The organism is Micromonospora sp. NPDC049679, from assembly GCF_040659735.1.
GTDB lineage: Bacteria > Actinomycetota > Actinomycetes > Mycobacteriales > Micromonosporaceae > Micromonospora_I.
This window is the reverse complement of the sequence record NZ_JBFANZ010000014.1, coordinates 85780-108617: the sequence shown is the minus strand read 5'-3', so window position 1 is coordinate 108617 and position 22838 is coordinate 85780. Positions and strand designations below refer to the sequence as shown.

Below are 22838 nucleotides of genomic sequence, written 5' to 3'. Positions count from 1 at the left end.
AGCCGTCCTGGAAACCATTGTGCCCGCATGTCCGGGAGCCGGGCCCCGTCGGACGCGGCGCATCCACACGTCGCCACGGGGGCCGCCGACGCGGGCCGTTGCGCGCCATAGGTTAGCAGTCTGCCGACACGCCGGGTAAGCGGCGGCGGCTCGCCTTCCACGGCAGGGATCGATCGGCAGGGCCTACGGAACTGACCAGGGAAGGTCACCTGGTCAACACTCGATCACGTTGACTGCCAGCCCACCGCGGGCCGTCTCCTTGTATTTGACCTTCATGTCGGCGCCCGTTTCGCGCATGGTCTTGATGACCTTGTCCAGGGACACCGTGTGCACACCGTCACCACGCAGAGCTAACCGGGCGGCGGTGATCGCTTTGATGCTGGCCACCGCGTTCCGTTCGATGCACGGGATCTGCACCAACCCGCCGACCGGATCACAGGTCAGCCCCAGGTTGTGCTCCATGGCGATCTCCGCGGCGTTCTCGACCTGTTCGGGGGTGCCGCCGAGGACCTCGGCCAGTCCGGCCGCCGCCATCGAGCAGGCCGAGCCGACCTCGCCCTGGCAGCCCACCTCGGCCCCGGAGATCGAGGCGTTCTCCTTGAACAGCACGCCGATCGCGCCGGCGGTGAGGAGGAATCGGACGACCCCGTCGTCATCGGCAGCCGGCACGAAGCGGGTGTAGTAGTGGAGAACGGCCGGAATAATGCCCGCGGCGCCGTTGGTCGGCGCGGTCACCACCCGCCCGCCGGAGGCGTTCTCCTCGTTGACGGCGAGCGCGAAGAGAGTGATCCAGTCCATCACCCGCAGCGGATCGGTGCCGAAATGCTCCGACTCGAGCTTGCGCCGCAGCTCCGCCGCCCGGCGGCGGACCCGCAGCCCACCCGGCAACACACCGTCCCGGGTACAGCCGCGCTCGACGCACTCCTGCATCACCCGCCACAGGTCGAGCAACCCGGTCCGGATCTCCGCCTCGCTCCGCCACGCCTGTTCGTTGGCGAGCATCACCGCGCTGATCGACCGGTGCTGCCCACGCGTCAGCGCGAGCAGGTCCGCGCCGGTGCTGAACGGATACGGCACGGGGGTGCTGTCCGGCACGATCCGGTCGGCGCCGGCCGCCTCCTCATCCACCACGAACCCGCCACCGACCGAGTAGTAGGTGCGGGCCCGCACCACCTCGCCCGCCTCGCCGTACGCGGTGAAGGTCATGCCGTTCGGGTGGTACGGCAGCGCCCGACGCCGGTGCAGCACCAGATCACGGTCGGCGTCAAAGTCGATGTCATGGACGCCCAGCAACGCGAGCCGACCGGTCCGCCGGATCTCCCCGACCCGGCCGTCGATCGCGTCCGTGTCGACCGCCTCCGGCAGGTCGCCGGTCAACCCGAGCAGCACGGCACGGTCGCTGCCGTGGCCGTGACCGGTGGCCCCGAGCGAACCGAACAGCTCCCCCCGTACGCGCACCGTGTGCGCGAGCAGCCCGTCGGCCTTCAGCCCGAGGGCGAAGGTGCGCGCCGCGCGCATCGGCCCGACGGTGTGCGAACTGGACGGACCGATGCCCACGCTGAAGAGGTCGAAGACACTGATCACCGGAGTTCACCCCTCCCTGCCGCGGCGCGCGCGGCGGGGCGCCCGGATGGGCGCACGGAAGCAGGCCGGCAGCGTTGCGGAGGCACCGGCGAGCCTACCCGGAGTCGGACCATGGGCTGCTGACCTGGCCGACCCGGGGTATACACCCTACGGGCCGGGCGGTGCGGAATCCGCCCGCAGACCGACGGCGGCCTGGCAGACCGGCCGTAGCGTGGAAGAAGGCCGGCGGAGAACCCGGATCCGGCCCGAAGGAGTGGAGAACATGAAAGGCAAGCTGACCCGACCCCGTCACAACCGAATGATCGCCGGCGTCTGCGCGGGCCTGGCCGAGCGCTTCGGCATGTCGGCCAACCTGGTACGGCTGCTGTTCGTGCTCTCGCTGCTGCTGCCCGGCCCTCAGGCCGTCATCTACGTCGCCCTGTGGATCATCATGCCGAACGAGGACCGTCACCTGACGGCGGCCCACCGCTGACCGCCACCGTGCGTTCGGGGTGGCGTCGACGGACGCCACCCCGAACGCACGGTCACTTCCGGACGGCCACCACGACGTCCTGCGGCAGTCCGTCGATCACCGTCCAGTGCGCCTTGTCGAACTGCGCCGGGGCGAACCGCAGATCGTTCCAGGCCCACCCGTCGGGCTTCCGCCGCAGCACGAAGATGTCGATCCCACCGAACTTGGTCGTCGCCGACTCGGCCGCGAACGCCGCCGGGTCGGTCGTCCGGGTCAGCCGCCGCAGCTCGCTCATCCGTTCGTCCCAGCGGGACATGGTCGACCCGGCGGTGCGGTCGTTGGAGATGTAGCCCGGCCACGGCAGATACGAGAAGAGGCGCTCGTCCACCGCGAGAGTGACCAGTTGCGGGTCGGGGCCGGTGATCTTCTCGACCTCGCGCCGCACCGGCTCCACCGGGAACCATGTCCGCTTCCCTGTCCGCGGCGCGTACGGGGGGTATCCCCCGCCCGGCAGGGGCTCGGCGTGGGCGGAGACGCTGTATGCCGAACCGTCCGGCATCCAGCCCTTGGTGAAGGAGACGCCGGCCCAGGCGAGGACGACGGCCAGCGCGGCCGCGCCGACCGCCCGCGGCGGGGTCAGTCGCATCCGCCGTAGCACGATCGGGGCGACGTGAGCCACCACGAGCACCCCGGCGATCGCGAGCACGACCTCGTAGAGCCGCACGGTGTAGTGGCCGAACATGGTGTGACCGGAGAGCAGGAACCGGGCCATCGCCAACATGCGGTAGACGAAGGCGCTCAGGGCGATCAGTAGCAGCGGGCGCGCCCACCACGTGGAGCGCCAGAGCCACACCAGTCCGACGAGGCCGACGAACTCGAGGATGCCGAGCGGATTGATCTCGAAGAACGGCAGCATCCCGCTCGTGTAGCTATCGGAGATGTAAAGGTCGGAGACCATCTCGCCGCCCTCGCCGAACGAGGACCACAGGTAGGGCACGACGTACCAGGACGAGGCGATGAACGAGACCAGTACGACCAGGCCGAGGTGCCGGAGGTAGGCGCCCCGGTTGGGCTCGGCACGCCAGGTCAGCACCATCAAGGTGATGATCGCGAACGCCGCGTAGACCATCCACGCCTGATAGGTCACCACGAGGAAGCCGCCCAACAGACCGGCCGGGAGCCAGTGCAGCCGGCGTCCGGTCGGACGGGCGAAGGTCTCGAGCGCCCAGGGCACGAAGACAGCCAGCGCCAGCACCTCGAAGGCCTTGCGCGGGTCGGACCAGGCGGCCAGCGACAGCGACGAGACGGCGAATGCCACCCAGGCGTTGAACTGCCGGGACCACAGCACGAAGGCCGCGATCAGCGCGGCGGACATGGTGAGCACCTCGGCGTCCGCGAGCAGTCGCCACGCGGGGATGTCGAGGAGAGCCGAAGCGCGCCCGATGCTCCACGCGTAGAGCGGCGGGTATTCCGAGGGGAGCCCCAGGATGGTGGTGTCCGAGGTGGTCGCGGTGACGCTGTAGCGGGTGACGGAGGCAGCCATCCGCATCATGTCGCCGGCCAGGCCACCGAACCCGAACGGTGTGCCGTGCAGCGCGGTGCGCAGCATCAGCGCGAGCCAGGCGGCGGCTAGCCCGGCCGCGGCGCCGGCGAGCGCCTGGACGCGCCAGCGGAGTGCGGCGAGAAGAACCGCACCGGTCAGTGCCACGGCGGCCAGCAGCGGCAGGACCGGGCCCCCGGGCGAGAACGGGTCCCTGCCGACGAGGCCGGGCAGCACGAATCCGACGGGCGTGGCGAGCAGCCACACCACAACCGCCACGACGCTGGGACTGCGTACCCAGGTCCGCGGCGACGACGGGGAGGTCCGGCTCCGCGAGCCGGCCTCCACCTCGATGTCGTCTCGATGATCCGTCGCCGCCTCCGGGGCGGTGTCACCATCAACGGCGCGGGGACGCGGTCGCCCGTTCGAATCGGAGGAATGCGTCTGGATTGACACCGAACTCCGCCGTCAGCTGTGGCTGGCGGCGAGCTCGCCGTCGCTGGCCGCGGTTACCCCCGTCACGGGCTGGCTGACCCGCCGCAGGGTGAGCAGGCTGGAGAAGAGGCCGGCGAAGAGCACGGTCGCGCCCAGCCCGATCGCCGTCGACGAGGGCAGGACCACGCGAAGCGTCTCGCCGAGATCCTGCTGGCCGAAGCCCTTGGAGCCCCACGCCGAGACCGCCACGATGGTGCCGGCGAGACCGATCAGGATCAGCACGACGCCGGCAGCGGTGCAGGTCTCGAACCTGATCAACCGTGTCCACCGGTCGGCTTGGCGTTGATTGGTGATCCCCTCGGTCTGGCCATAGATCAAGGAGAAGACACCGAAGAGCAGGATCTGCGCACCGACCATCATCGCCAGGCACGTGTAGACGAGGGTGCTGATGTCGAATCCGATGCCGGCGACGCGCAGCGGGCCGACCACCAGCGCGGCGGTGCCGAGCAGGCCGAGAACGAACATGACGGCGCCGGGCCAGATCAGCGTCTTGCGCGGCGCCAGCACCAGCAGGAACCGCAGGTGACGCCAGCCGTCGCGCCAGGTCCGCAGGTGCGGCGGGCGGCTGCGCCCGTCCGGCTGCAGCGTGGTCGGCACCTCGACGATGTCGTAGTCGTTGAGCGCGGCGCGCACGACGAGCTCCGAGGCGAACTCCATGCCCGGCATGCAGAGCTGCAGGTCGCGGATGCGGTCCCGGTTGAAGCCACGGATGCCGCAGTGGAAATCGCCCACCTTGAGGCCGAAGAGCGCGCGGCCCAGCCAGGAGAGGACGGGGTTGCCCAGGTAGCGGTGGAGGAAGGGCATGGCGCCGGGTGCGATACCGCCGCGGAAGCGGTTACCCATGACCACGTCATGGCCGGCCCGCAGCTCGCGGATGAACGGCTCAAGGTTCGACAGATCGTACGAGTCGTCCGCGTCCGCCATGATCACGTAGCGACCACGCGCCTGGTCGATGCCGTTGAGCAGCGCCCCGCCGTAACCGCGGATCGGAGCGTGCGCGACGCGCGCCCCCGCCTTCGTCGCGATCTCCTGGGAGCCGTCGGTCGAGCCGTTGTCGCTGACCAGCACCTCGCCGACAACGCCCAGCTCATCCAGCGCCCGCCGCGCCTTGCGGATGCACACCTCAAGCGTCTCCGCCTCGTTGAGGCAGGGCATCAGGACGGTGACCTCTATCTCGTCCCCGGCAACAGGGTGCGCCACAGGTTTCTCCCGGAGTTCGGATGTGCGGGAAGGGGGTGGCCACCGGTAAGGCGGCAGCCGCGCGCGGCGCGTGGCCGGCGGTTGAGTCTACAGCCGCACTCTAACCGGGACCGCCCCCACCAATGACCGTCGCGCGGCCCGCGCAGGCGATTGCGGGGCGTGCTTGAACAGGCACGCCGCGCGAAATTCACCCCGCCGTGGTCAGGCGGCCTTATAGGTGACCGTTACTGTTTGGTAGCCCAGCGAGCGGAGCAGCCCCACCAGCATCTTGCGGGTGTTCTCCTCCGCCCGGGCGCTCAGACCGCTGTCCCGCGCGGCCGCGGTGATCCGCTCCTGAGCGAGCTGATAGACCTGCTGCTGCCGGTTGGGATCGCCACCGAAGACCTCGCCGAGCCGGTTGAGCAGGCCGCGCTGCTCGGCGAAGACATAGCTCTTCTCCAGATCGAGGTTGGCCTTGCCAAGCTGCGGCGCGGGCAGCTTGATCTCCACCGACTTCCCGTCGGCCGACTCCACGATCGCCCCTTCCGAGATCCTGGTGAAGTCGACGTAGGCCTCGACGCTCCCCGCACCGATGAACAGGGTGCGCTGGTTGATCAGGAACTCAGGCACGTACTTCCGGTCCTGCTGCAGATCGACCACGACCTGGAAGTTGCCCTCCGCCGCGACATAACGGCTCAGATCCTGAATCGACTGCAGCAGCGGCGGCTGCGTGCGGTCGGCCTGCTGCTGCGCGAAAGGGTTGCGCCAGTTCGGCCAGACGCCGGCGGCCTGCGCCCCCAGCACCAACACGATGACCAACCCGATGGCGCCGACGAGCCACAGCAACCCGCCCCGGGCCCCCCGGCCGGCGAGGCCGGCCAGTCCCGCCAGGCCGCCGCGCGGCCGCTCCTCGTGGCTGTCGTCGCCATTCGTCCACCGCGGTTGCCCATCGGGATCGACCGCACTCGCCTGGCCCTTGACGTATTCCGGAAACTCGCTGGTGGGCTGACTGACATCACCGCTGGCGGCCATGTCCATTCACCGTCCTCATCAGATGCCTAAGGAGAACGGTACGGCCCCGGTACGACACTCGCGACCGGGGCGGGTCCCGCCCGGCGGCATGCGGGGTTCCGCCACCTTCCGAGCTGCGCGCCGCGGTCCTTCCACTACCGGGTGACACGTTCCGCAACGTATACATCGCTCTGTGTTAACGTGAGCGGCCCTCGGGCCCTCGGCCCCGCCGCGTCTTCATCAGGCGCTCGGCCACCTCCCCTCGCCACGTGTCCCCTCGAACTGCCCCGGAGAAGCTCGATGGTCGAGAAGTCTGCTGTAAGTTCCGCGCGGCCAGTCATGACGCGCAATACGGACGGTCCTGTCGATCGCACCGCGTCGGGACGGCCCACTTCCGCGCGGATCGCGGGCCGCATCGAGGTGGTTGACGGGCTACGGTTCCTCGCCGCCCTGATGGTCGTCACATTTCACCTCATCGCATTGCCGAAGGCCTGGAACGCGCCGCCCGAGGAACTCTTCCCGGTACTGCGGCTACCTGCGGCGTACGGCTGGCTCGGGGTCGAGCTGTTCTTTCTCGTCAGCGGATTCGTCATCTGCATGAGTTCGTGGGGCAGGTCGCTGGGGGACTTCTTCGTCTCCCGCGTCGCGCGCCTCTACCCCGCATACCTCTTCGGGATACTCGCCACCACCGGGGTGCTCGTACTCGTCGCCGACGGGCTCGAACGCCTGAGCATCAAGGACATTCTGATGAATCTCACGATGCTCCAGGAACCGCTCGGCGCCCGGCACGTGGACGGCGTGTACTGGACGCTCTGGGTTGAACTCCGCTTCTACCTGCTGTTCTCCGTGGTGGTGTGGCGTGGTCTCACGTACCGCCGAGCGGTCGCGTTCTGCTTCGTGTGGGCGGCCGCGGCGGTGCTGATGAGCCAGGCCGACAACGGACCGCTCAAGCACCTGGTGATGCCGGACTACTGCTGGTACTTCATCGCGGGCATCGGCTTTTATCTCATGTACCGCTTCCGACCCACGCTGCTGCTGACCCTCATGGTGGTCGGCAGCTTCCTCGCCGCGCATCAATCCACGCTGCGCCGCCAAGGCACGGCGGAGAAGTACCTGGGCACTCAGATCCCGGAGTGGCCGACGACCATGTTGGTCGCGGCGTTCTTCATCGTCATGGCGCTGATCGCCACCGGCCGGCTGTCCTGGATCCGCGGAAAATGGCTCGTGGTCGCCGGCGCCCTCACCTACCCGCTGTACCTGCTGCACGAGAACATCGGCTGGGAGGTGATCGGGGTGTTCGAGGGGGACATCCCCGCTCTCTTGCTGGTATCCGTGCTCGTCGCCGCGCTGCTGCTCGCCTCCTGGCTGGTACACCGGCTGATCGAGCGACCCGGGACGCGGTGGCTACGCACGCACCTGCGTGCGGCGGTGTTGGAGGCACGCACGGGGCTGGCAGAGGTTGACAACCGCTCCCGCCGCGAGGACCAGGCCCCATCGTCGACCGCCGGCCCCACGACGGTGGCCGGCGACGTGACAGTGGCGGAGCGACCTGCGGCGACGGGGGTCAGCTAGGCGAAGGCGGCGAGGCCGGTCAGCTTCTGCCCGATCACCAGTTGGTGGATCTCGGACGTGCCCTCGTACGTCAGGACGCTCTCCAGGTTGTTGGCGTGCCGCATGATCGGGTATTCGCCGCTGATGCCGTTGGCGCCGAGGATGGTGCGGCACTGCCGCGCGATCGCCAGCGCCTCCCGCACGTTGTTGAGCTTGCCGACGCTGACCTGCTCCGGCCGGAGCCGCCCGTGGTCCGCCAGCCGGCTCAGGTGGAGCGCGAGCAGGTATCCCTTCTGCAACTCCACGGTCATGTCCGCCAGCTTCGCCTGGGTGAGCTGGAAACCGGCGATCGGCCGACCAAACTGCTCGCGACTGCCCGCGTAGTCGAGCGTCGCGTGCAGACAGTCCCGCGCCGCGCCGAGCGCGCCCCAGACGATGCCGTGTCGGGCCTCGGTCAGGCAGGAGAGCGGCGCCTTCAACCCGACCGCGTCCGGCAACCGAGCATCCGCGGGAAGTCGCACGTCGTCGAAGACGATCTCGCCGGTCGAGGAGGCGCGCAGCGACATCTTGCGCCGGATCTCGCGCGCGGTCACGCCCGGCGTCTCCATCGGCACGGCGAAGCCCCGGACGCCGTCATCGGTGCCCGCCCAGACCACCGCGACGTCGGCGACGGGCGCGTTCGTGATCCACATCTTTCCGCCGGTGAGCACCCAGTCGCTGCCGTCACGCCGGGCACGGGTGCTCATCGACGCCGGATCCGAACCGTGATCGGGCTCGGTCAGGCCGAAACACCCGATCGCCTCGCCGGTGGCCATCGGCGGCAGCCAGCGCTGCTTCTGCTCCTCGCTGCCGTACCGCCAGATCGCGTACATCGCCAGCGAACCCTGCACCGACACCAGGGACCGCAGACCGGAGTCGCCGGCCTCCAACTCCAGGCAGGCCAGGCCGTACGCCACCGCCGACGCGCCGGCACAGCCGTAACCCTCGAGGTGCATGCCGAGCAGGCCGAGCTTGCCGAACTCGCCGGCCAGTTCGCGGGCCGGCACGCGGCCCTCCTCGTACCAGCCGGCGACGTGCGGTCGGACCCGCTCGTCGACCATCTGGCGGACGACGCCGCGGATCTGCCGTTCCTCCTCGGAGAGGAGACTGTCCAGGTCGAGCAGATCGAGGGGCGCGACACCAGTCATGCCGGCCACCTTAACGATTTGTCAGACGGACAGCACCAGCACGCGGGCGTGGATCTGGTTGCGCTGTTGCAGGGCCGCGCGCAGCGCGCGGTGCAGCCCGTCTTCCAGGTAGAGCCCGCCACTCCACTGCACGACGTGGGGGAAGAGATCGCCGTAGAAGGTGGAGTCCTCCGCGAGCAGTTTGTCGAGCGCCAACTCCCGCTTCGTCGTGATCAGCTGGTCGAGACGGAGCGGCCGCGGCGGGATCTCCGCCCACTGCTTCAGCGTGAACCCGTGGTCGGGGTACGGACGCCCGTCCCGAACCGCTTTGAAGATCACGACGGTACGCTCCCCTCCCATATCGCCGTACCCGATGAGTCCTCCGCGCGGGCGGCACCTCGTGCGCCCGGCGTTGTGTCAGCCTAGCGACCGCCGCCGACACTGCGGTTTGTTACTCGATGTCAGTTTCCTGCCGGCCCCACCGCCCACGGTGCACGACCTGCCCGACCGGGCGGCGCCCCCGCTTCAGCGAGGGTGACCGCTGGTCGGGAGCGCGGTAGCCGACGGTCATCGCGCCGATCGGGGTGAACTCGGCGGGCACGCCGAACGCGTCCCGGTAGGCCCCGGTGCGCTGGGGCGGAATGCCGAAGAAACAGGCGCCGAGCCCCTCGTCGACGGCGGTGAGCAGCATCAGCAGCGCCGCGAAGCCGGTGTCGATGTGCCAGTACGGCACGGGCCACCGACTCTCGTCACGATCGGTCCAGCCCTTGTCGGGCTCCGCATAACGATCAAGGTATGCCGACCGGTTGGCGTGCGGCACGACGATGAGCGGCGCCCGCTTCATCCCGGTCAGCCAGCGGCCCTGTCCCCAGCCTTCCGGCGTGGTGGCGGCCCAGAACCGCTCCCGGTCCTCCGCGCTCTCCAGCACGAGGAAGCCCCAGCCCTGGGAGAAACCGGCCGACGGCGCGCGGACGGCGTGGTCGAGCAACCGCTCCACCACCTCGGCGGGCACCGGCCGGTCCGGGTCGTAGTTGCGCACCATCCGCCGTCGCCGGACGACCTCGGAGAACTCCACGCCGAACCCTTCTGACTTCGATCAACGAGAACCGGGGCGGATGCCCCAGCTCGCGCGCCACGGCTCCCCCGGCTCCAGCACGAGCAGGTCACGTCCGGACCGGAACGCGTCGGGCGGACAGGTCATCGGCTCCAGCGCGACCGAACGCCGGCGGCGCTCTCCGGCCAACGTGTCCCCGGTGAACACCTGCCACCAGCCGAACGCGCGGTCCGCCCACACCGTCACGGCCGCCGCCCCGTCGGCGGTCGTCAGCGTGGCGGCCGACCCGCCGTCGGCGGTGCGGCGCAGGTCGCCGAAGGCGGTGTCCAGCACCAGCGACCCGATCCGGCGCGGCTCGGTGAAGTCGTACTCCCCGCCGGCCACCTGGGTCGCCCCGATCGGCAGCATCCGGTTGTCCATCAGGAGCCGCTTGCCCGCGGGCAGCCGGAGCGACAGCGCGTCGACGGGGACGCCCGGAATCCGCAGATAGGGATGGACGGCGAGCCCGAACGGGGCGGGGCCGCGCCCGACGTTGACCGCCTCGTGCGTCGCCCGCAGCCCGTCCGCGCCGACCCGCCACTCCGTACGCAGCAGAAGCGACCAGGGGTAACCGGGCTGGGCGGGGAGCACGTACTCCACGATCACGTGGTCCGCCGCCTGCGCGACGAGCCGCCACGGCGCCCAGTTGACCAGGCCGTGCATAGCGTTGTGCCGGACCGCCTCGCTCAGTGACAGCTGCCGCTCGACACCGTCGAAGGTGTACCGGCCGTCGCGGATGCGGTTGGGCCAGGGTGCGAGCACCTGACCGGCTCCGCCGACGCAGAGCTCCTCCTCGGCGTATCCGTCGAGGTAGTCCACGTCCCCGGCGCGGTAGGCCCGCAGCCCTCCGCCCACCTCGACCACGACGGCCTCATGGCCCTCCGCCGAGATGCTCCACTGTGCACCGGAGGGCGGGCGCGGACCCGGCACGACGTTCTCCATCCCGGGACCATAACGGTTCGGGCACGGACACGCCCAGCACGGGACGCGGGGCCCGGTCTCGTCGACGAAGCCCTGGCTGGCGCTGGTCAGGGCGCCAGACGCTCGATCAACCACTCGCCCTGCGCGCCCCGGCGGTAGCGCAGCCGGTCATGCAGCCGGCTCGGTCGCCCCTGCCAGAACTCCACCGTCTCCGGCACCACCCGCAGCCCGCCCCAGTGCGGCGGGGCCGGCACCGGCACGCCGTCGGGGAAGCGTTCGGCGACCGTCTCGAAGCCCACGTCCAGCGCCGCCCGGTCGGGGAGCACCTGCGACTGCGGGCTGGCCCACGCGCCGAGCTGCGATCCGCGCGGCCGACTGGCGAAGTAGGCGTCGGTCTCCGCCCGGTCCACCGGCACCACGGCGCCGCAGACCGCGACCTGGCGGTGCATCGCGAACCACGGAAAGAGCAGGCTGGCGTACGGGTTGGCGAGCGCCTCGGTGCCCTTGCGGGACCTGTAGTTGGTGTAGAAGGTGAACCCCCGCCCGTCATAGCCCTTCAGCAGGACGGTGCGGCTGCTCGGCCGTCCGCGCTCGTCCGCCGTAGCGACGATCATCGCGTTGGGTTCGGGCAGCCCGGCGGCGAGCGCGTCGGCGAACCACCGCCCGAACTGGGTCTGCCAGTCGTCGGCAAGATCCTCTTGGGAAAGGCCTTTCTCCTGCCGGTATTCCCGCCGCATCTGGGCCGGCTGTGGTGTGTCACCCGTCACGTCGACATCTTCGTACATGAAGGCCGACCTGTGCGAACCTACGTTGGCCAGGGCATCCATCGACGTGCCGCTCCCGTGCGGACGGCCGCCGTGGCGATGTCACCCCGCGGCATCGGCCCGCGTGGGTCGTAACTTCGATACCCACCAGGCAAGATGACACGCAATACATCGCTGAGGGTCGCCATTTTGGCTCCACCGGGCGCGCGGGCCAGGCGAGACTAACCAGATCCAGGAGAGCGAAATGTCCGACTTCAAGCCGGGGCTGGAGGGCGTGATCGCCTTCGAGACCGAGATCGCCGAACCCGACCGGGAAGGCGGTGCGCTGCGCTACCGAGGCGTCGATATCGAGGACCTGATCGGGCAGGTGTCGTTCGGCAACGTCTGGGCCCTGCTGGTCGACGGCCGGTTCGGCCCCGGCCTGCCCCCGGCGGAGCCGTTCCCGGTGCCGGTGCACTCCGGGGACATCCGGGTCGACGTGCAGTCCGCCGTCGCGATGCTCGCGCCGTACTGGGGACTCTCCCAGCTGCTCGACATCAACGATGAGCAGGTGCGCGAAGACCTCGCCCGCGTCTCGGTCACCGCACTCTCCTTCGTCGCGCAGTCCGCGCGCGGCCTCGGGCTGCCGGCCGTGCCGCAGAAGGAGATCGACAAGGCCCAGACGATCGTCGAGCGGTTCATGAAGCGCTGGCGGGGCGAGCCCGACCCGCGCCACGTCAAGGCCGTCGACGCGTACTTCATCTCCGCCGCCGAGCACGGCATGAACGCCTCCACCTTCACCACGCGGGTCGTCGCCTCCACCGGCGCCGACGCCGCCGCCTGCATCTCCTCCGGCATCGGCGCCCTCTCCGGCCCGCTGCACGGCGGCGCCCCCTCCCGCGTGCTGCACATGATCGAGGCCGTCGAGCGCAGCGGCGACGCCGAGGGCTACGTCAAGGGCGTCCTCGACCGGGGCGAGCGACTGATGGGCTTCGGGCACCGCGTCTACCGCGCGGAGGACCCGCGCGCCCGCGTGCTGCGCCGCACCGCCAAGGAGCTCGGCGCCCCGCGGTTCGAAATCGCCGAGGCGCTGGAGAAGGCCGCACTGGAGGAGCTGCACGCGCGCAAGCCCGACCGGGTGCTCGCCACCAACGTCGAGTTCTGGTCGGCCGTGGTGCTCGACTTCGCCGAGGTCCCGTCGCACATGTTCACCTCGATGTTCACCTGCGCCCGGATGGGCGGGTGGAGCGCGCACATTCTCGAGCAGAAGCGGCTGCAGCGCCTGGTGCGCCCCTCCGCCGAGTACGTCGGCCCCGCGCCCCGCAAGCCCGCGGACGTCGAGGGCTGGAGCGCCATCCCGCACGGCGTCTGAGCGCCGGTCGACGAAAAGGGGCTCGCCGCGGTTGTCGCGGGGAGCCCCTTTCGTGTGGGGCACGCCTCACCGCCTGGCATGGGACACCCCGATCCGCGACCGGCACGGAGTGCGAGGATGGACCTTCGGCAGCGTCGCCGGGCATGTAGTGCCAGCTCAAGGGCAGACCAGCCCACCCGGAAGGATCTTCGATAACCGTGGCTGACGTTTCGACCATTCGGATCCCCGACGAGATCAAGCCCGCGGACGGCCGGTTCGGCTGCGGACCGTCCAAGGTCCGCCCGGCGGCCGTATCCGCGCTGGCCGAGGTGGCGACGACCTACCTCGGCACCTCGCACCGGCAGAAGACCGTGCGGGACCAGGTCGCGCGCCTGCGTTCCGGCATCGCCGAGTTCTTCTCCCTCCCCGAGGGGTACGAGGTCATTCTCGGTAACGGCGGCACCACGGCCTTCTGGGAGGTCGCGACCTTCGGGCTGATCCGCGACCGGGCGCAGTTCGCCAACTTCGGTGAGTTCGGCGCGAAGTTCGCCAAGTCCGTCAAGGACGCGCCGTTCCTGGGTGAGCCGACCGTCCGCAAGTCGGAGGCGGGTTCGGCGCCGTCGCTCGTCGCGGAGGCCGGCGTCGACGCGTACGGCACTCCGCACAACGAGACCTCCACCGGCGTGGCCGTACCGATCAGGCGGGTGGCCGGCGCCGACGACGACGCGCTGATGCTCGTCGACGCCACCTCGGGCGCGGGCGGCCTCGACGTGGATGTGCGGGAGACCGACGTCTACTACTTCGCCCCGCAGAAGTGCTTCGGCTCCGACGGCGGGCTCTGGATCGCGCTGATGTCGCCCGCCGCGCTCGCCCGCGCCACCGAGATCAAGGAATCCGGCCGCTACATCCCGGCCTTCCTCGACCTGGTCACCGCGATCGACAACTCGCGGCTGGAGCAGACCTACAACACCCCGGCACTGGCCACGATCTTCCTGGCCGCCGAGCAGACCGACTGGATGAACGGGCAGGGCGGGCTGGGCTGGGCCGCCAAGCGCACCGCCGAGAGCGCCGGCATCGTGTACGGCTGGGCGGAGCGCTCCCCGGTGGCGACGCCGTTCGTGACCGACCCGGCGCTGCGCTCCAACGTGGTCGCCACGGTCGACTTCGCGGAGAACATCGACGCGACCGCGATCGCGAAGGCGCTCCGGGCGAACGGCATCGTCGACACCGAGCCGTACCGGAAGCTGGGTCGCAACCAGTTGCGGGTCGCGCTCTTCCCGGCGGTCGAGCCCGCCGACATCGAGGCGCTCACCACCTGCATCGACTACGTGATCGACCGGCTCTGACCAGCGCGGTGGGGGTCGGCCAACCGGCCCCCACCGCACTGCCGGCCACATGGTCCACCGCGATGTGACCCCCCACTCACCGGGCCGTAGTCACCGCAGCTCACGCGATATCCCCCGGCGTGGCCTACTCCCCACGGGTGAGGTATGGGCGTACGGTGTCCCGAGGACGCCCGGGCGTGGCCCGCCCGCGGCGAGGGGGAGCTCAGCGGGACGGAGGCAACGCGATGCGACCAGTACGCTTCGTCGCCCTCTCCGAGGACGGACAGGCCCTGGTCCTGGCCGACGAGGTGGGTCGCCTACTCGCGCTGCCCCTCGACGACCGGGTTGCCACGGCCCTGCACAACGAACCAGGCACCGGCACCGCCACGCTCAGCGTGGCCGTGCCGACCGGTGATCTGCTGCCATCGCTGTCGCCGCGCGACATCCAGGCCCGCATCCGCGCCGGCGAATCCGCCGACGAGGTGGCCCGCGTCGCCGGGGTGCCGGTTGACCGCGTGCTCCGCTACGCCGGCCCGGTGTTGCAGGAGCGCGCGATGCTGGCGCAGCACGCGCGCCGCACGCGGCTGAAGACGTCCGAGAAGGGCGCCCCGCTCGCCGAGGTGGTCGACGCCCGGCTCGGCCAGCACGGCATCGACACCGAGAAGATCTCCTGGGACGCCTACCGGCGCGAGGACGGCACGTGGCGCATCATCGCCACCTGGCCGTCGGGCAAGGCGACCGCGCAGGCCGTCTGGGATCTCGACAAGAGCCGCCAGATGGTGACGCCCCACGACGACATGGCGCAGTATCTCTGCGCCGAGCGTCCGATACCGATCCTCGGCCAGGAGCCGGCGCCGGAACGGGGTGGCCACGGCCTGCCCGGCCCGTCGCGCGCCGAGCCCGGTCGGGGCGGTCACGGCCTCCCGGCTGCGGCGAGCGATCTCGCCCGTCCCGGTCGCGACCCGATCCGCGCCGGTCGCGACGCGCTGCTCGCCTCGCTGGAGCGGCCGCTCGGCTCGAACGCCGGCCGTGGTCTGGACCCGGCCGCCTCGGGCGCCGGCCAGGACAGCACCCGTCAGCGGCCGGTCTCCGGTGGCGCGGCCGCCCTCATCGGCGGCGGCCAGGGATCCGCCTTCGACGACGACGTGGATCTCCCCAAGGAGGTCCCGGCGGTGCCGTCGCTGGCCGTGCTGCGCCCCCGGCGCACGACCGGAGCGGCGGCAGCGGCGGGCGAGTCGGGCGATCAGTCGGGTAAGCCGCGCAAGCGGCTGCCGAGCTGGGACGACGTCCTCTTCGGCGGCGGCCCGGCCGCCCGCGAGACCTCCTGACCGTCGCGCTCCCTGCCCGTCGATCAAGGCCTTATTCACGTGGTTTGATCTTCAACCGTGTGAATAACGCCTTGATCGACGGGTTTTTCCTGATCGGCACTCGAAGTCGGTTCGTGGCAGGGTGAAATCCATGGAGTACACGAACCTTGGCCGCACCGGGCTATCGGTGAGCCGCCTATGCCTCGGCACCATGAACTTCGGCCCCCAGACCAGCGAGCCGGACAGCTTCGCGATCATGGACCGTGCTCTGGAGCACGGCATCAACTTCTACGACACCGCCAACGTGTACGGCTGGCAGGTCGGCGAGGGGATCACCGAGCAGATCATCGGGCGCTGGTTCGCGCAGGGTGGCGGACGCCGGGACAAGGTCGTCCTCGCCACAAAGGTGTACGGCAAGATGGGCGAATGGCCCAACGAACAGGGCCTCTCCGCACGCCACATCATCCGCGCCTGCGAGGACTCACTGCGCCGACTGCAGACCGACTGGATCGACCTCTACCAGATGCACCACGTCTCCCGGGCCACCCCGTGGGAGGAGATCTGGCAGGCGATGGAGACCCTGGTCACCCAGGGCAAGGTGCTCTACGTCGGCTCGTCCAACTTCGCCGGCTGGCACATCGCCGCCGCCCAGGCCGCGGCCGCCAAACGCAACTTCCTCGGGCTCGTCTCCGAGCAGAGCATCTACAACCTGCTGACCCGGCACGTCGAGCTGGAGGTGATCCCCTCCGCGCAGCAGCACGGCCTGGGCATCATCCCCTGGTCGCCGCTGCACGGCGGGCTGCTCGGCGGCGCGATCCGTAAGCTGGCCGAAGGCGGCGCCGGGCGGGCCAAGACCGGGCGCGCGGCGGACGCGCTGGCCGAGCACCGGCAGACCATCGAGGCGTACGAGAAGCTCTGCGCCGATCTCGGCCACGATCCGGCCGATGTCGCGCTCGCCTGGCTGCTCTCCCGCCCGGGCGTGACCGCGCCGATCATCGGCCCGCGGACCGTCGAGCAGCTCGACGCCACCCTCGGCGCCCTGGAGGTGACGCTCTCCGACGAGACCCTCACCCGCCTCGACGAGCTCTTCCCGCCGATCGGCAACGGTGGGCCCGGTCCGGAGGCGTGGGCCTGGTAACGGCTACAACGCCCATGCGGCGAGACGGTCGTACGTCGGTCGGGGGCCGAGGTGGCTGCGGACCAGCACCATCTCGGTCACCGGCCAGGGCGGCCCGGCATAGCCGGCGAGCGTTGCCCGGTCCACGTCGACCTCCTCCGGCGTCGCCCGCTCCCCCGGCCGGGCGATCGTCAGGTGCGGCCGGAACGGTCGGCGGTCGTACGGGAGCCCGTCCGTCTTGAGTTCGCGGCGCAGCGACCGTCCCAGCTCCGACAGCGCGTCGACGTCGCCGTCGAGACCGAGCCAGAGCACGGTGAAGCGGCCCCGTCCAAACCGGCCGCCGCCGGCGAAGCGGACCTGCGGGACCGGCGGCGCCCGGTCTGCCCCGGCCAGCGGATCCGGCTGCAGGTCCGGCGGCTGCAGGGGGCGTCGGCTCCCCGCCGCGCGGGTGATCGCGGCCTGCACGTCCGGGAGCCGAACGGGATCGACCTCACCCAGGAAGACGAGGGTCACGTGGTAGGTCTCGGGACGGGTCAGCCGCATGGTGATCCCCGCCTCGGCGGCCTTCCCGACCCGTAGGCCGGCGACCTGTGCGACGGCATCCTCCACGACCTCCGGCGGCGGATAGGCGGCGACGAAGAGCCTCACCCGCCGCGCTGCTTCCGCCGCAGCCCCGAGGGTGCGGCGGGGAGCGACAGCCCGGCCGCGGTCAGCTCTCCCTCCACCCGTACCCGCTCGATCTCCAGGTCCATGCCGTCGAGCTCGGCGAGATGCTCCACCACGCCCAGCCGCTGGCTGGCGAGGCGGAGCCGGTCGTCGTACGCCTGGAGCACCGCGCACTGCCACACCCGCGACCGGCTCGCGATCCCGAGCCGGTGTCCGCCGAGCCGGCGCAGGTCGGCGGCGATCTCCTGGATCGACGGGCGGGTGTCTCGGTCGAATGCGGCCAGGTCGATATCCCGGGTGAGGGTGGCCGCATCAACCGCGTCGTTCAGCTGCTTGATCGTGCGCCGCTCCCGGCGCGCGTCCCGCCACTCGGCAACGGCACAGGCCAACCGGTCGACGATCTCGTCAGCACCGATGATCAAGGCCAGGAAAACCGGTAGGCACAAGAGCGCGAGCAGCGCGAGTGCCAGCACCAGAGTGTGCACGACGGCCACGTCTTCCGACGCTAAGCGGCGCCAGCACCGGTCGCCACCGCTTTGCGCTCATCTGGCGGCAACGCGGCGCGGGAGACAGGACGACCGGGCCGGGAAGACCCTTCCTTACGTCTGGACCACCCTTACGTCTGGACCACGTAGAAGCGGGGCAGCGGACGCAGCCGCATCCGGAGCCGCCCCCCGGTGCGACGCAGCTGCCAGGCGAGCGCCAGTCCGGCCGCGGCGAGCGAGATCAGCCCGCCGAGCCAGATGCTCGCGCCGGCCCCGTACGTCTCGGCGACCCAGCCGACCAGCGGCGCGCCCACCGGGTTGGTGCCGAGGAAGACCAGCACCCAGAGCGCCATCACCCGGCCGCGGAACGCGGCGTCGACGCCGAGCTGCACCCGCTGGTTGGAGGCCTGGGCGAAGAAGACCATGAAGAACCCGGTCGGCACGAGCAGGACCACGACCAGCCAGTACGTCGGGGCGAGCCCGACCAGGGTGCCGAGCGCGGCGAACGCCAGCGCGGCGCCGATCACGCAGTAGACGGAGGGGCGCTCACGCCGTCCGCTGCCGGCCAGCGCGCCGCCGAGCGCGCCGACGGCCAACGCGGTGGTGAAAAGACCGAAGGACGCGGCGCCGGTCTGGAAGACCGTCTTCGCCAGCGCGGCGAGGGTGAGCTGGAAGTTGAACAGGACCATGCCCATCACCGACATCAGCGCCATCGGCAGCAGCAGGTCCGGCCGCTTCCAGACGTAACGTAACCCGTCGACCACACGGGCCGAGTCACGCTCACCGCGCGGAAGCAACGCCTCCCGGTGCAGTTCCTCGGCGCGCATGCGGACCAGCAGCACCAGCGGCGCAAGGGAGCTCACCGCGCTGATCAGGAAGACCGGGCCGACATCCAGGGTCGCGATCGCGACGCCGGCCAGCGCCGGGCCGATGATCCGGGCCGAATTGAAGGTCGCCGCGGAGAGCGACAGGGCGTTGGGCAGCAGCGACATGCCGACCAGTTCGGAGACGAACGACTGGCGCACCGGGGTCTCGACGGCGTTGGCGACCCCGAGCAGGATCGCGAAAACGAAGATGTGCCACAGCACGACGACGCCGGTGAGGACGAGCAGGCTCATCAGCAGGGCGAGCGCGCTCCACGCCGCGTTGGCGACGAAGAGCAGCAGCCGCTTGTCGTAGCGGTCGGCGAGCCGCCCGGAGAGCAGGGTGAGCAGGAGTACCGGGGTGAACTGCAGCGCGGTGACCACGCCGAGCGCCGTCGCGGAGTCGTTCGACAGCTCCAGGACCAGCCAGTCCTGCGCGATGAACATCATCCAGACGCCGATCAGCTTGATCAGCTGACCGGTCGCGAAGAGCCGGTAGTTTCGGACCTGCAGGGACTGGAACGTCGTGCTCAGCTTTGCCCGCACTCGGAGTGCGCCTCCTCGGGTCGTACGCGTCATCCACCGCGGACGAAGCGGACCCGGAAACCGGCAGCTGCTCCGGTCAGCCGCGAGCGATCTTCTGCAGGATCTCCGCGGCGCGCCGCAGCGTGTCGCGTTCCTCCGCGGACAGCTCGGCGAGCCGTTGCGCCAGCCACTCGTCGCGGGCCCGCTCGAACCGGGCGAGGACCGCCCGCCCGGACTCGGTGGCCGCGAGGATGACCTGTCGACCGTCGGTCGGATGGGGGGTGCGCTGCACGAGGCCGCGCTCCTCCAACTTCGCGACGATCCTGGTCATCGTCGGAGGCTGCACCCGCTCGGTGTCGGCCAACTCGCGGGGAGTCAGCGCGCCCGCCAGCTCGAGGCTGGTCAGGGCGGAGAGCTGGGTCACCGTGAGGTCGCCGACCGGGCGGGTCTGCCGTACCCGTCGGTTGAGCCGGGTGATCGCGTCGCGCAGCAGCGTCGCCAACTGCGCCGCCGAACCGCGTTTCGTCATCACCGTCCGCTCCGTCACGATCGTTAGCCTAACTAATGAGCGCGGCTAACGACCATGCTTTATGACCGCAGTCACCCGACTGCCCTTCTGACCGGCAGGCTACACAGTGCGAGGAAAAACCCGGGGCGCCCAGTACGGGCACCCCGGGTTCCGGCGCGGCCGGCCGCTACTGGATCGCGGCTTCGAGAGGTCCCCGCGCGAAGTAGAGGATGAACAGCAGGGCCACGACGTACAGCAGGGGCCGGACCTCGCGGAACTTGCCCCGCGCGGCCTTGAGCACGACGTAGCTGATCACGCCGGCGCCGATGCCGTTCGAGATCGAGTACGTGAACGGCATCAGCACGATCGCGAGGAACGCCGGGATCGCGATCTCGTAGTCGGTCCAGTCGATCGTGCGCACCGCGGTCATCATCAGGAAACCGACCACCACCAGCGCGGTCGACGCGGCCTCGAAGGGGACCACGACCACCAGCGGAGCCAGGAACATCGCGAGCAGGAAGAGCACGCCGGTCACCAGGTTGGCGGCACCGGTACGGGCGCCCTCCGCGACGCCGGCGGCGCTCTCCAGGTACGACGTGTTGCTGGAGGTGCTCGCCGCACCACCGGCGGCCGCGGCGATCGAGTCGACCAGCAGGATCTCCCGCGTCCGCGGCGGCATCCCCGACTTGTCGAGCAGGTTCCCCTCCTGCCCCACCGCGACCATCGTGCCCATCGTGTCGAAGAAGTCCGTGATCAACAGCGTGAAGACGAACATCAGCACGACGACCCAGCCCGCCCGCTCCCACGAGCCGAACACGTTGAAGTTGCCGAGCAGCGACAGGTCCGGCGTGGCGACGATCTTCTCCGGCAGGGCCGGGACGTTCAAGGACCACCCGTTCGGCTTACCCGCCGGGCCACCCGCCGGCCCGACATTCGCGATCGCCTCGACGATGATGGCCAGCACGGTCGAGCCCAGGATGCCGATCAGGATCGCGCCCTTGACCTTGCGCACGACCAGCACCAGCGTGAAGAGCAGGCCGATGACGAAGACCAGCGCCGGCCAGGTCACCAGTCGGCCGTTCATGCCGAGACCGAGCGGCGGGGAGCTGGTCCCGCCACGGACGAAGCCCGCGTCGACGAACCCGATCAGCGCCAGGAACAGGCCGATGCCGACACCGATCGCCGTCTTGAGCTGCGTGGGCACGGCGAGGAAGACCGCGGTACGCAGGCCGGTGAGGACCAGGATCGCGATGATCACACCCTCGATCACCACGAGGCCCATCGCGTCCGCCCAGGTCATCTGGGGTGCGATCTCGTACGCGACCAGGGCGTTGACGCCGAGGCCGGCGGCGAGCGCCAGCGGGAAGCGGGCCACCACGCCCATCAGGATCGTCATCACACCGGCGACCAGGGCGGTGGCCGCGGCGAGCGCCGGAATGGCGAGCTTCTTGCCGTCCCCGTCGACGGCGTTGCCGATGATCAGGGGATTGAGCACCACGATGTAGGCCATCGTGAAGAAGGTCGCGAGCCCGCCCCGGACCTCCTGGCCGAGGGTGGAGCCGCGGGCGGTGATTTCAAAGAAGCGGTCGAACCCGCTACGGGGGGGCGGGTTCTCGGACGGGGACGTGCCCGTGTCGCCCGTGGCAGCAGTCATCAGATCCTCGCAGGCCGATCTTGGGTTGACTCGCGCATCGTCGCAGATCGCGCGTTACCAGGAAGTTTCGTCCCGGTTAACAGACTCGCCCGCGTACCGGCATCGCCGCAGGCGATCGGCCTCGTCGTACCCTTGCCAGGTGTCCCAGCCGCGCCCGCCGTCCCAGCCGCCCGCGGGGCCACCGCCCCGGCCGGAGCCGCTGGATCCGCCGATGGTCCCGTTCGCCCTCGCCGGTCTGGCGCTGTGGGCCGTGGCCGGCCTGGTGCTGTTGCTCTTCCGAGACTGGCTGACCGAACACGGGCACACCAACTGGCTGTGGATCTGCCTCGCCGGTTTCCTCGTCGGCCTGCCCGGCCTCGCGGTGATGATCCGGCACGACGCCAACCGCCGTCGCCGACGCGCCGGCCGGTGAGCCCGGGCCGGCGCAGCGGTGCGGGTGAGCCTCAGCCGTGCCCGTACGGCTCGGCAGGCTCACCGGCCTCGACCGACCCGGGCGCCCTGCTCACCGCGACCGCCTCGACCTCACTGTCGTCGTAGAACGTCGGCAGCTCCTCGACGGGCGGCTCGGCGGACCCCTTCAGCGCCTCCGAGTGCGCGCCGCATCCGTGATCGACGCTGACCGCCCGCCCGTCGTCCGGCGCGTAGACGTTGCCGCAGACCCCGAACGCCCGACGCAACGCCCCGGCCAGCGGCAGGTAGAACCCGCACGTGCCGCAGCGCGCCGCGCGGGGCGCGCCGGCCGAGATCGGGGCGTCCGGCCCGTGGTCGCCGTCGTACCACCGCTGTGCGGTCTCCGCCCGTCCTTCCCGCGACATCACGCGCGACCGCCCGAGCCCCAACTCCCAGGAGACCTCCTCGACCGCCGGATCGTCGGAGAGCAGGTAGCCCGGGGCCAGCCGTTCGTCGTCCGGCGGGCTCGGCAGCAGATCACCGACGCCGAGGTCGCCCGGCTGCAGCCGCTCCTGCCAGGGAAGCCAGCCCGGAGCGAGCATCGCGTCCGGGCCGGGCAGAAGCACCGTCTCGCAGACCGTGACGTGCTTGCTGCGCGGCACGCGCGTGACGGTGACCCCCCACCGCCAGCCGCGGTAGCCGGCCTGATGGCAGTCGAAGAGATGGGTGACCATGCGGTCGCCCTCGGCGGTCGCGCTCACATGGGCACCGACGTCCGCCGGGTCGACGACCTCCGTGAGCGCGTCACGCGCCACGTCGACAGCGTTGGCACAGACCTGGTCGAGGCGGGGGGCACGGGCGGCGGTCCTGGTCACGACAGTCATTCTTCCCTACATTCACGCTCGACTGCCAA

General features: G+C 70.6%; 22 protein-coding genes. 7 read left to right on the top strand and 15 right to left on the bottom strand.

The window, feature by feature from the left end:
- Positions 1-213 precede the first annotated feature (213 nt).
- On the bottom strand, positions 214-1584 hold the full coding sequence (locus tag AB0J06_RS12070; RefSeq protein ID WP_357427494.1) for an L-serine ammonia-lyase: 1371 nt from the start codon (positions 1582-1584) through the stop codon (positions 214-216).
- Positions 1585-1846: 262 nt separating this feature from the next.
- Between AB0J06_RS12070 and AB0J06_RS12065 the strand changes: the two genes are divergently transcribed.
- Positions 1847-2056, top strand: coding sequence for a PspC domain-containing protein (locus tag AB0J06_RS12065; protein WP_357427492.1), 210 nt, complete (start codon positions 1847-1849; stop codon positions 2054-2056).
- 52 nt (positions 2057-2108) lie between these two features.
- Here the strand turns inward: AB0J06_RS12065 and AB0J06_RS12060 are convergent, their stop codons facing one another.
- From AB0J06_RS12060 to AB0J06_RS12050, 3 genes are all read right to left on the bottom strand, one after another.
- Positions 2109-3854, bottom strand: a complete 1746-nt coding sequence (locus tag AB0J06_RS12060) for an arabinofuranosyltransferase (protein WP_357427490.1) — start codon at positions 3852-3854, stop codon at positions 2109-2111.
- 189 nt (positions 3855-4043) lie between these two features.
- Entirely contained in the window at positions 4044-5270 is a 1227-nt protein-coding gene (locus tag AB0J06_RS12055) for a glycosyltransferase family 2 protein (protein ID WP_357427488.1), read from the bottom strand.
- Positions 5271-5471: 201 nt separating this feature from the next.
- Positions 5472-6281 (bottom strand): DUF4230 domain-containing protein, encoded by an 810-nt coding sequence (locus tag AB0J06_RS12050; protein WP_357427486.1) that lies wholly within the window; start codon positions 6279-6281, stop codon positions 5472-5474.
- Positions 6282-6560: 279 nt separating this feature from the next.
- Between AB0J06_RS12050 and AB0J06_RS12045 the strand changes: the two genes are divergently transcribed.
- Positions 6561-7832, top strand: coding sequence for an acyltransferase (locus AB0J06_RS12045; protein WP_357427484.1), 1272 nt, complete (start codon positions 6561-6563; stop codon positions 7830-7832).
- Here the strand turns inward: AB0J06_RS12045 and AB0J06_RS12040 are convergent.
- From AB0J06_RS12040 to pdxH, 5 genes are all read right to left on the bottom strand, one after another.
- Positions 7829-8998 carry an acyl-CoA dehydrogenase family protein gene (locus AB0J06_RS12040; RefSeq protein WP_357427482.1) on the bottom strand — a complete coding sequence of 390 codons (1170 nt, stop codon included), beginning with the start codon at positions 8996-8998 and terminating at the stop codon, positions 7829-7831. The genes AB0J06_RS12045 and AB0J06_RS12040 overlap by 4 nt on opposite strands.
- Before the next feature lie 21 nt (positions 8999-9019).
- A complete protein-coding gene (locus AB0J06_RS12035) occupies positions 9020-9316 on the bottom strand; it encodes a type II toxin-antitoxin system VapB family antitoxin (RefSeq protein ID WP_357427480.1) in 297 nt (98 codons plus the stop codon).
- Positions 9317-9428: 112 nt separating this feature from the next.
- Positions 9429-10052 (bottom strand): nitroreductase family protein, encoded by a 624-nt coding sequence (locus AB0J06_RS12030; protein ID WP_357427478.1) that lies wholly within the window; start codon positions 10050-10052, stop codon positions 9429-9431.
- A gap of 21 nt (positions 10053-10073) precedes the next feature.
- On the bottom strand, positions 10074-11012 hold the full coding sequence (locus AB0J06_RS12025) for an aldose 1-epimerase family protein (RefSeq protein WP_357427476.1): 939 nt from the start codon (positions 11010-11012) through the stop codon (positions 10074-10076).
- An 86-nt stretch (positions 11013-11098) separates the two neighbouring features.
- Positions 11099-11776 carry a pyridoxamine 5'-phosphate oxidase gene (gene pdxH / locus AB0J06_RS12020; RefSeq protein WP_357427474.1) on the bottom strand — a complete coding sequence of 226 codons (678 nt, stop codon included), beginning with the start codon at positions 11774-11776 and terminating at the stop codon, positions 11099-11101.
- Positions 11777-11999: 223 nt separating this feature from the next.
- Here pdxH and AB0J06_RS12015 point away from each other — a divergent pair, with 223 nt between their 5' ends.
- The 4 genes from AB0J06_RS12015 (at position 12000) to AB0J06_RS12000 (ending at position 16855) form a co-directional block, all read left to right on the top strand.
- Positions 12000-13106, top strand: a complete 1107-nt coding sequence (locus AB0J06_RS12015) for a citrate synthase 2 (protein WP_357427472.1) — start codon at positions 12000-12002, stop codon at positions 13104-13106.
- A 197-nt stretch (positions 13107-13303) separates the two neighbouring features.
- Entirely contained in the window at positions 13304-14431 is a 1128-nt protein-coding gene (gene serC / locus AB0J06_RS12010; protein WP_357427470.1) for a phosphoserine transaminase, read from the top strand.
- Positions 14432-14655: 224 nt separating this feature from the next.
- Positions 14656-15738, top strand: coding sequence for a septation protein SepH (gene sepH / locus AB0J06_RS12005; RefSeq protein WP_357427468.1), 1083 nt, complete (start codon positions 14656-14658; stop codon positions 15736-15738).
- 130 nt (positions 15739-15868) lie between these two features.
- Positions 15869-16855 carry an aldo/keto reductase gene (locus AB0J06_RS12000; RefSeq protein ID WP_357427466.1) on the top strand — a complete coding sequence of 329 codons (987 nt, stop codon included), beginning with the start codon at positions 15869-15871 and terminating at the stop codon, positions 16853-16855.
- Positions 16856-16858: 3 nt separating this feature from the next.
- Here the strand turns inward: AB0J06_RS12000 and AB0J06_RS11995 are convergent, their stop codons facing one another.
- From AB0J06_RS11995 to AB0J06_RS11975, 5 genes are all read right to left on the bottom strand, one after another.
- A complete protein-coding gene (locus AB0J06_RS11995; protein ID WP_357427464.1) occupies positions 16859-17482 on the bottom strand; it encodes a 2'-5' RNA ligase family protein in 624 nt (207 codons plus the stop codon).
- The gene (locus tag AB0J06_RS11990) at positions 17479-17994 is read right to left on the bottom strand and encodes a hypothetical protein (protein ID WP_357427462.1); all 516 of its coding nucleotides are present in this window, start codon (positions 17992-17994) and stop codon (positions 17479-17481) included. The genes AB0J06_RS11995 and AB0J06_RS11990 overlap by 4 nt, the downstream gene beginning before the upstream one ends.
- Positions 17995-18116: 122 nt before the next feature.
- On the bottom strand, positions 18117-19394 hold the full coding sequence (locus tag AB0J06_RS11985) for an MFS transporter (protein WP_357427460.1): 1278 nt from the start codon (positions 19392-19394) through the stop codon (positions 18117-18119).
- Between the two features lie 76 nt (positions 19395-19470).
- Entirely contained in the window at positions 19471-19902 is a 432-nt protein-coding gene (locus AB0J06_RS11980; RefSeq protein WP_357427536.1) for a MarR family transcriptional regulator, read from the bottom strand.
- A 166-nt stretch (positions 19903-20068) separates the two neighbouring features.
- Positions 20069-21535, bottom strand: a complete 1467-nt coding sequence (locus AB0J06_RS11975; protein WP_357427458.1) for an NCS2 family permease — start codon at positions 21533-21535, stop codon at positions 20069-20071.
- A 139-nt stretch (positions 21536-21674) separates the two neighbouring features.
- On the opposite strand from AB0J06_RS11975, the gene AB0J06_RS11970 reads away from it, so the two are divergent.
- Positions 21675-21947 (top strand): DUF2530 domain-containing protein, encoded by a 273-nt coding sequence (locus AB0J06_RS11970; RefSeq protein WP_357427456.1) that lies wholly within the window; start codon positions 21675-21677, stop codon positions 21945-21947.
- A 31-nt stretch (positions 21948-21978) separates the two neighbouring features.
- Here AB0J06_RS11970 and AB0J06_RS11965 read toward each other — a convergent pair whose 3' ends face one another.
- Positions 21979-22809: a DUF3027 domain-containing protein gene (locus tag AB0J06_RS11965; RefSeq protein WP_357427454.1), complete on the bottom strand. Its 831-nt coding sequence runs from the start codon at positions 22807-22809 to the stop codon at positions 21979-21981.
- Positions 22810-22838 lie beyond the last annotated feature (29 nt).

What these genes read in the sequence shown, in the direction of transcription:
- AB0J06_RS12025 (WP_357427476.1), bottom strand. Translation starts at nt 11,012, where the DNA reads ATGGAGAACGTCGTGCCGGGTCCGCGCCCGCCCTCCGGTGCACAGTGG.
- AB0J06_RS12000 (WP_357427466.1), top strand. Translation starts at nt 15,869, where the DNA reads ATGGAGTACACGAACCTTGGCCGCACCGGGCTATCGGTGAGCCGCCTA.
- AB0J06_RS11965 (WP_357427454.1), bottom strand. Translation starts at nt 22,809, where the DNA reads ATGACTGTCGTGACCAGGACCGCCGCCCGTGCCCCCCGCCTCGACCAG.
- AB0J06_RS12045 (WP_357427484.1), top strand. Translation starts at nt 6,561, where the DNA reads ATGGTCGAGAAGTCTGCTGTAAGTTCCGCGCGGCCAGTCATGACGCGC.
- sepH (WP_357427468.1), top strand. Translation starts at nt 14,656, where the DNA reads ATGCGACCAGTACGCTTCGTCGCCCTCTCCGAGGACGGACAGGCCCTG.
- AB0J06_RS12050 (WP_357427486.1), bottom strand. Translation starts at nt 6,281, where the DNA reads ATGGCCGCCAGCGGTGATGTCAGTCAGCCCACCAGCGAGTTTCCGGAA.
- pdxH (WP_357427474.1), bottom strand. Translation starts at nt 11,776, where the DNA reads ATGTACGAAGATGTCGACGTGACGGGTGACACACCACAGCCGGCCCAG.
- AB0J06_RS11980 (WP_357427536.1), bottom strand. Translation starts at nt 19,902, where the DNA reads ATGACGAAACGCGGTTCGGCGGCGCAGTTGGCGACGCTGCTGCGCGAC.
- AB0J06_RS12065 (WP_357427492.1), top strand. Translation starts at nt 1,847, where the DNA reads ATGAAAGGCAAGCTGACCCGACCCCGTCACAACCGAATGATCGCCGGC.
- AB0J06_RS12015 (WP_357427472.1), top strand. Translation starts at nt 12,000, where the DNA reads ATGTCCGACTTCAAGCCGGGGCTGGAGGGCGTGATCGCCTTCGAGACC.
- AB0J06_RS11975 (WP_357427458.1), bottom strand. Translation starts at nt 21,535, where the DNA reads ATGACTGCTGCCACGGGCGACACGGGCACGTCCCCGTCCGAGAACCCG.
- AB0J06_RS12040 (WP_357427482.1), bottom strand. Translation starts at nt 8,998, where the DNA reads ATGACTGGTGTCGCGCCCCTCGATCTGCTCGACCTGGACAGTCTCCTC.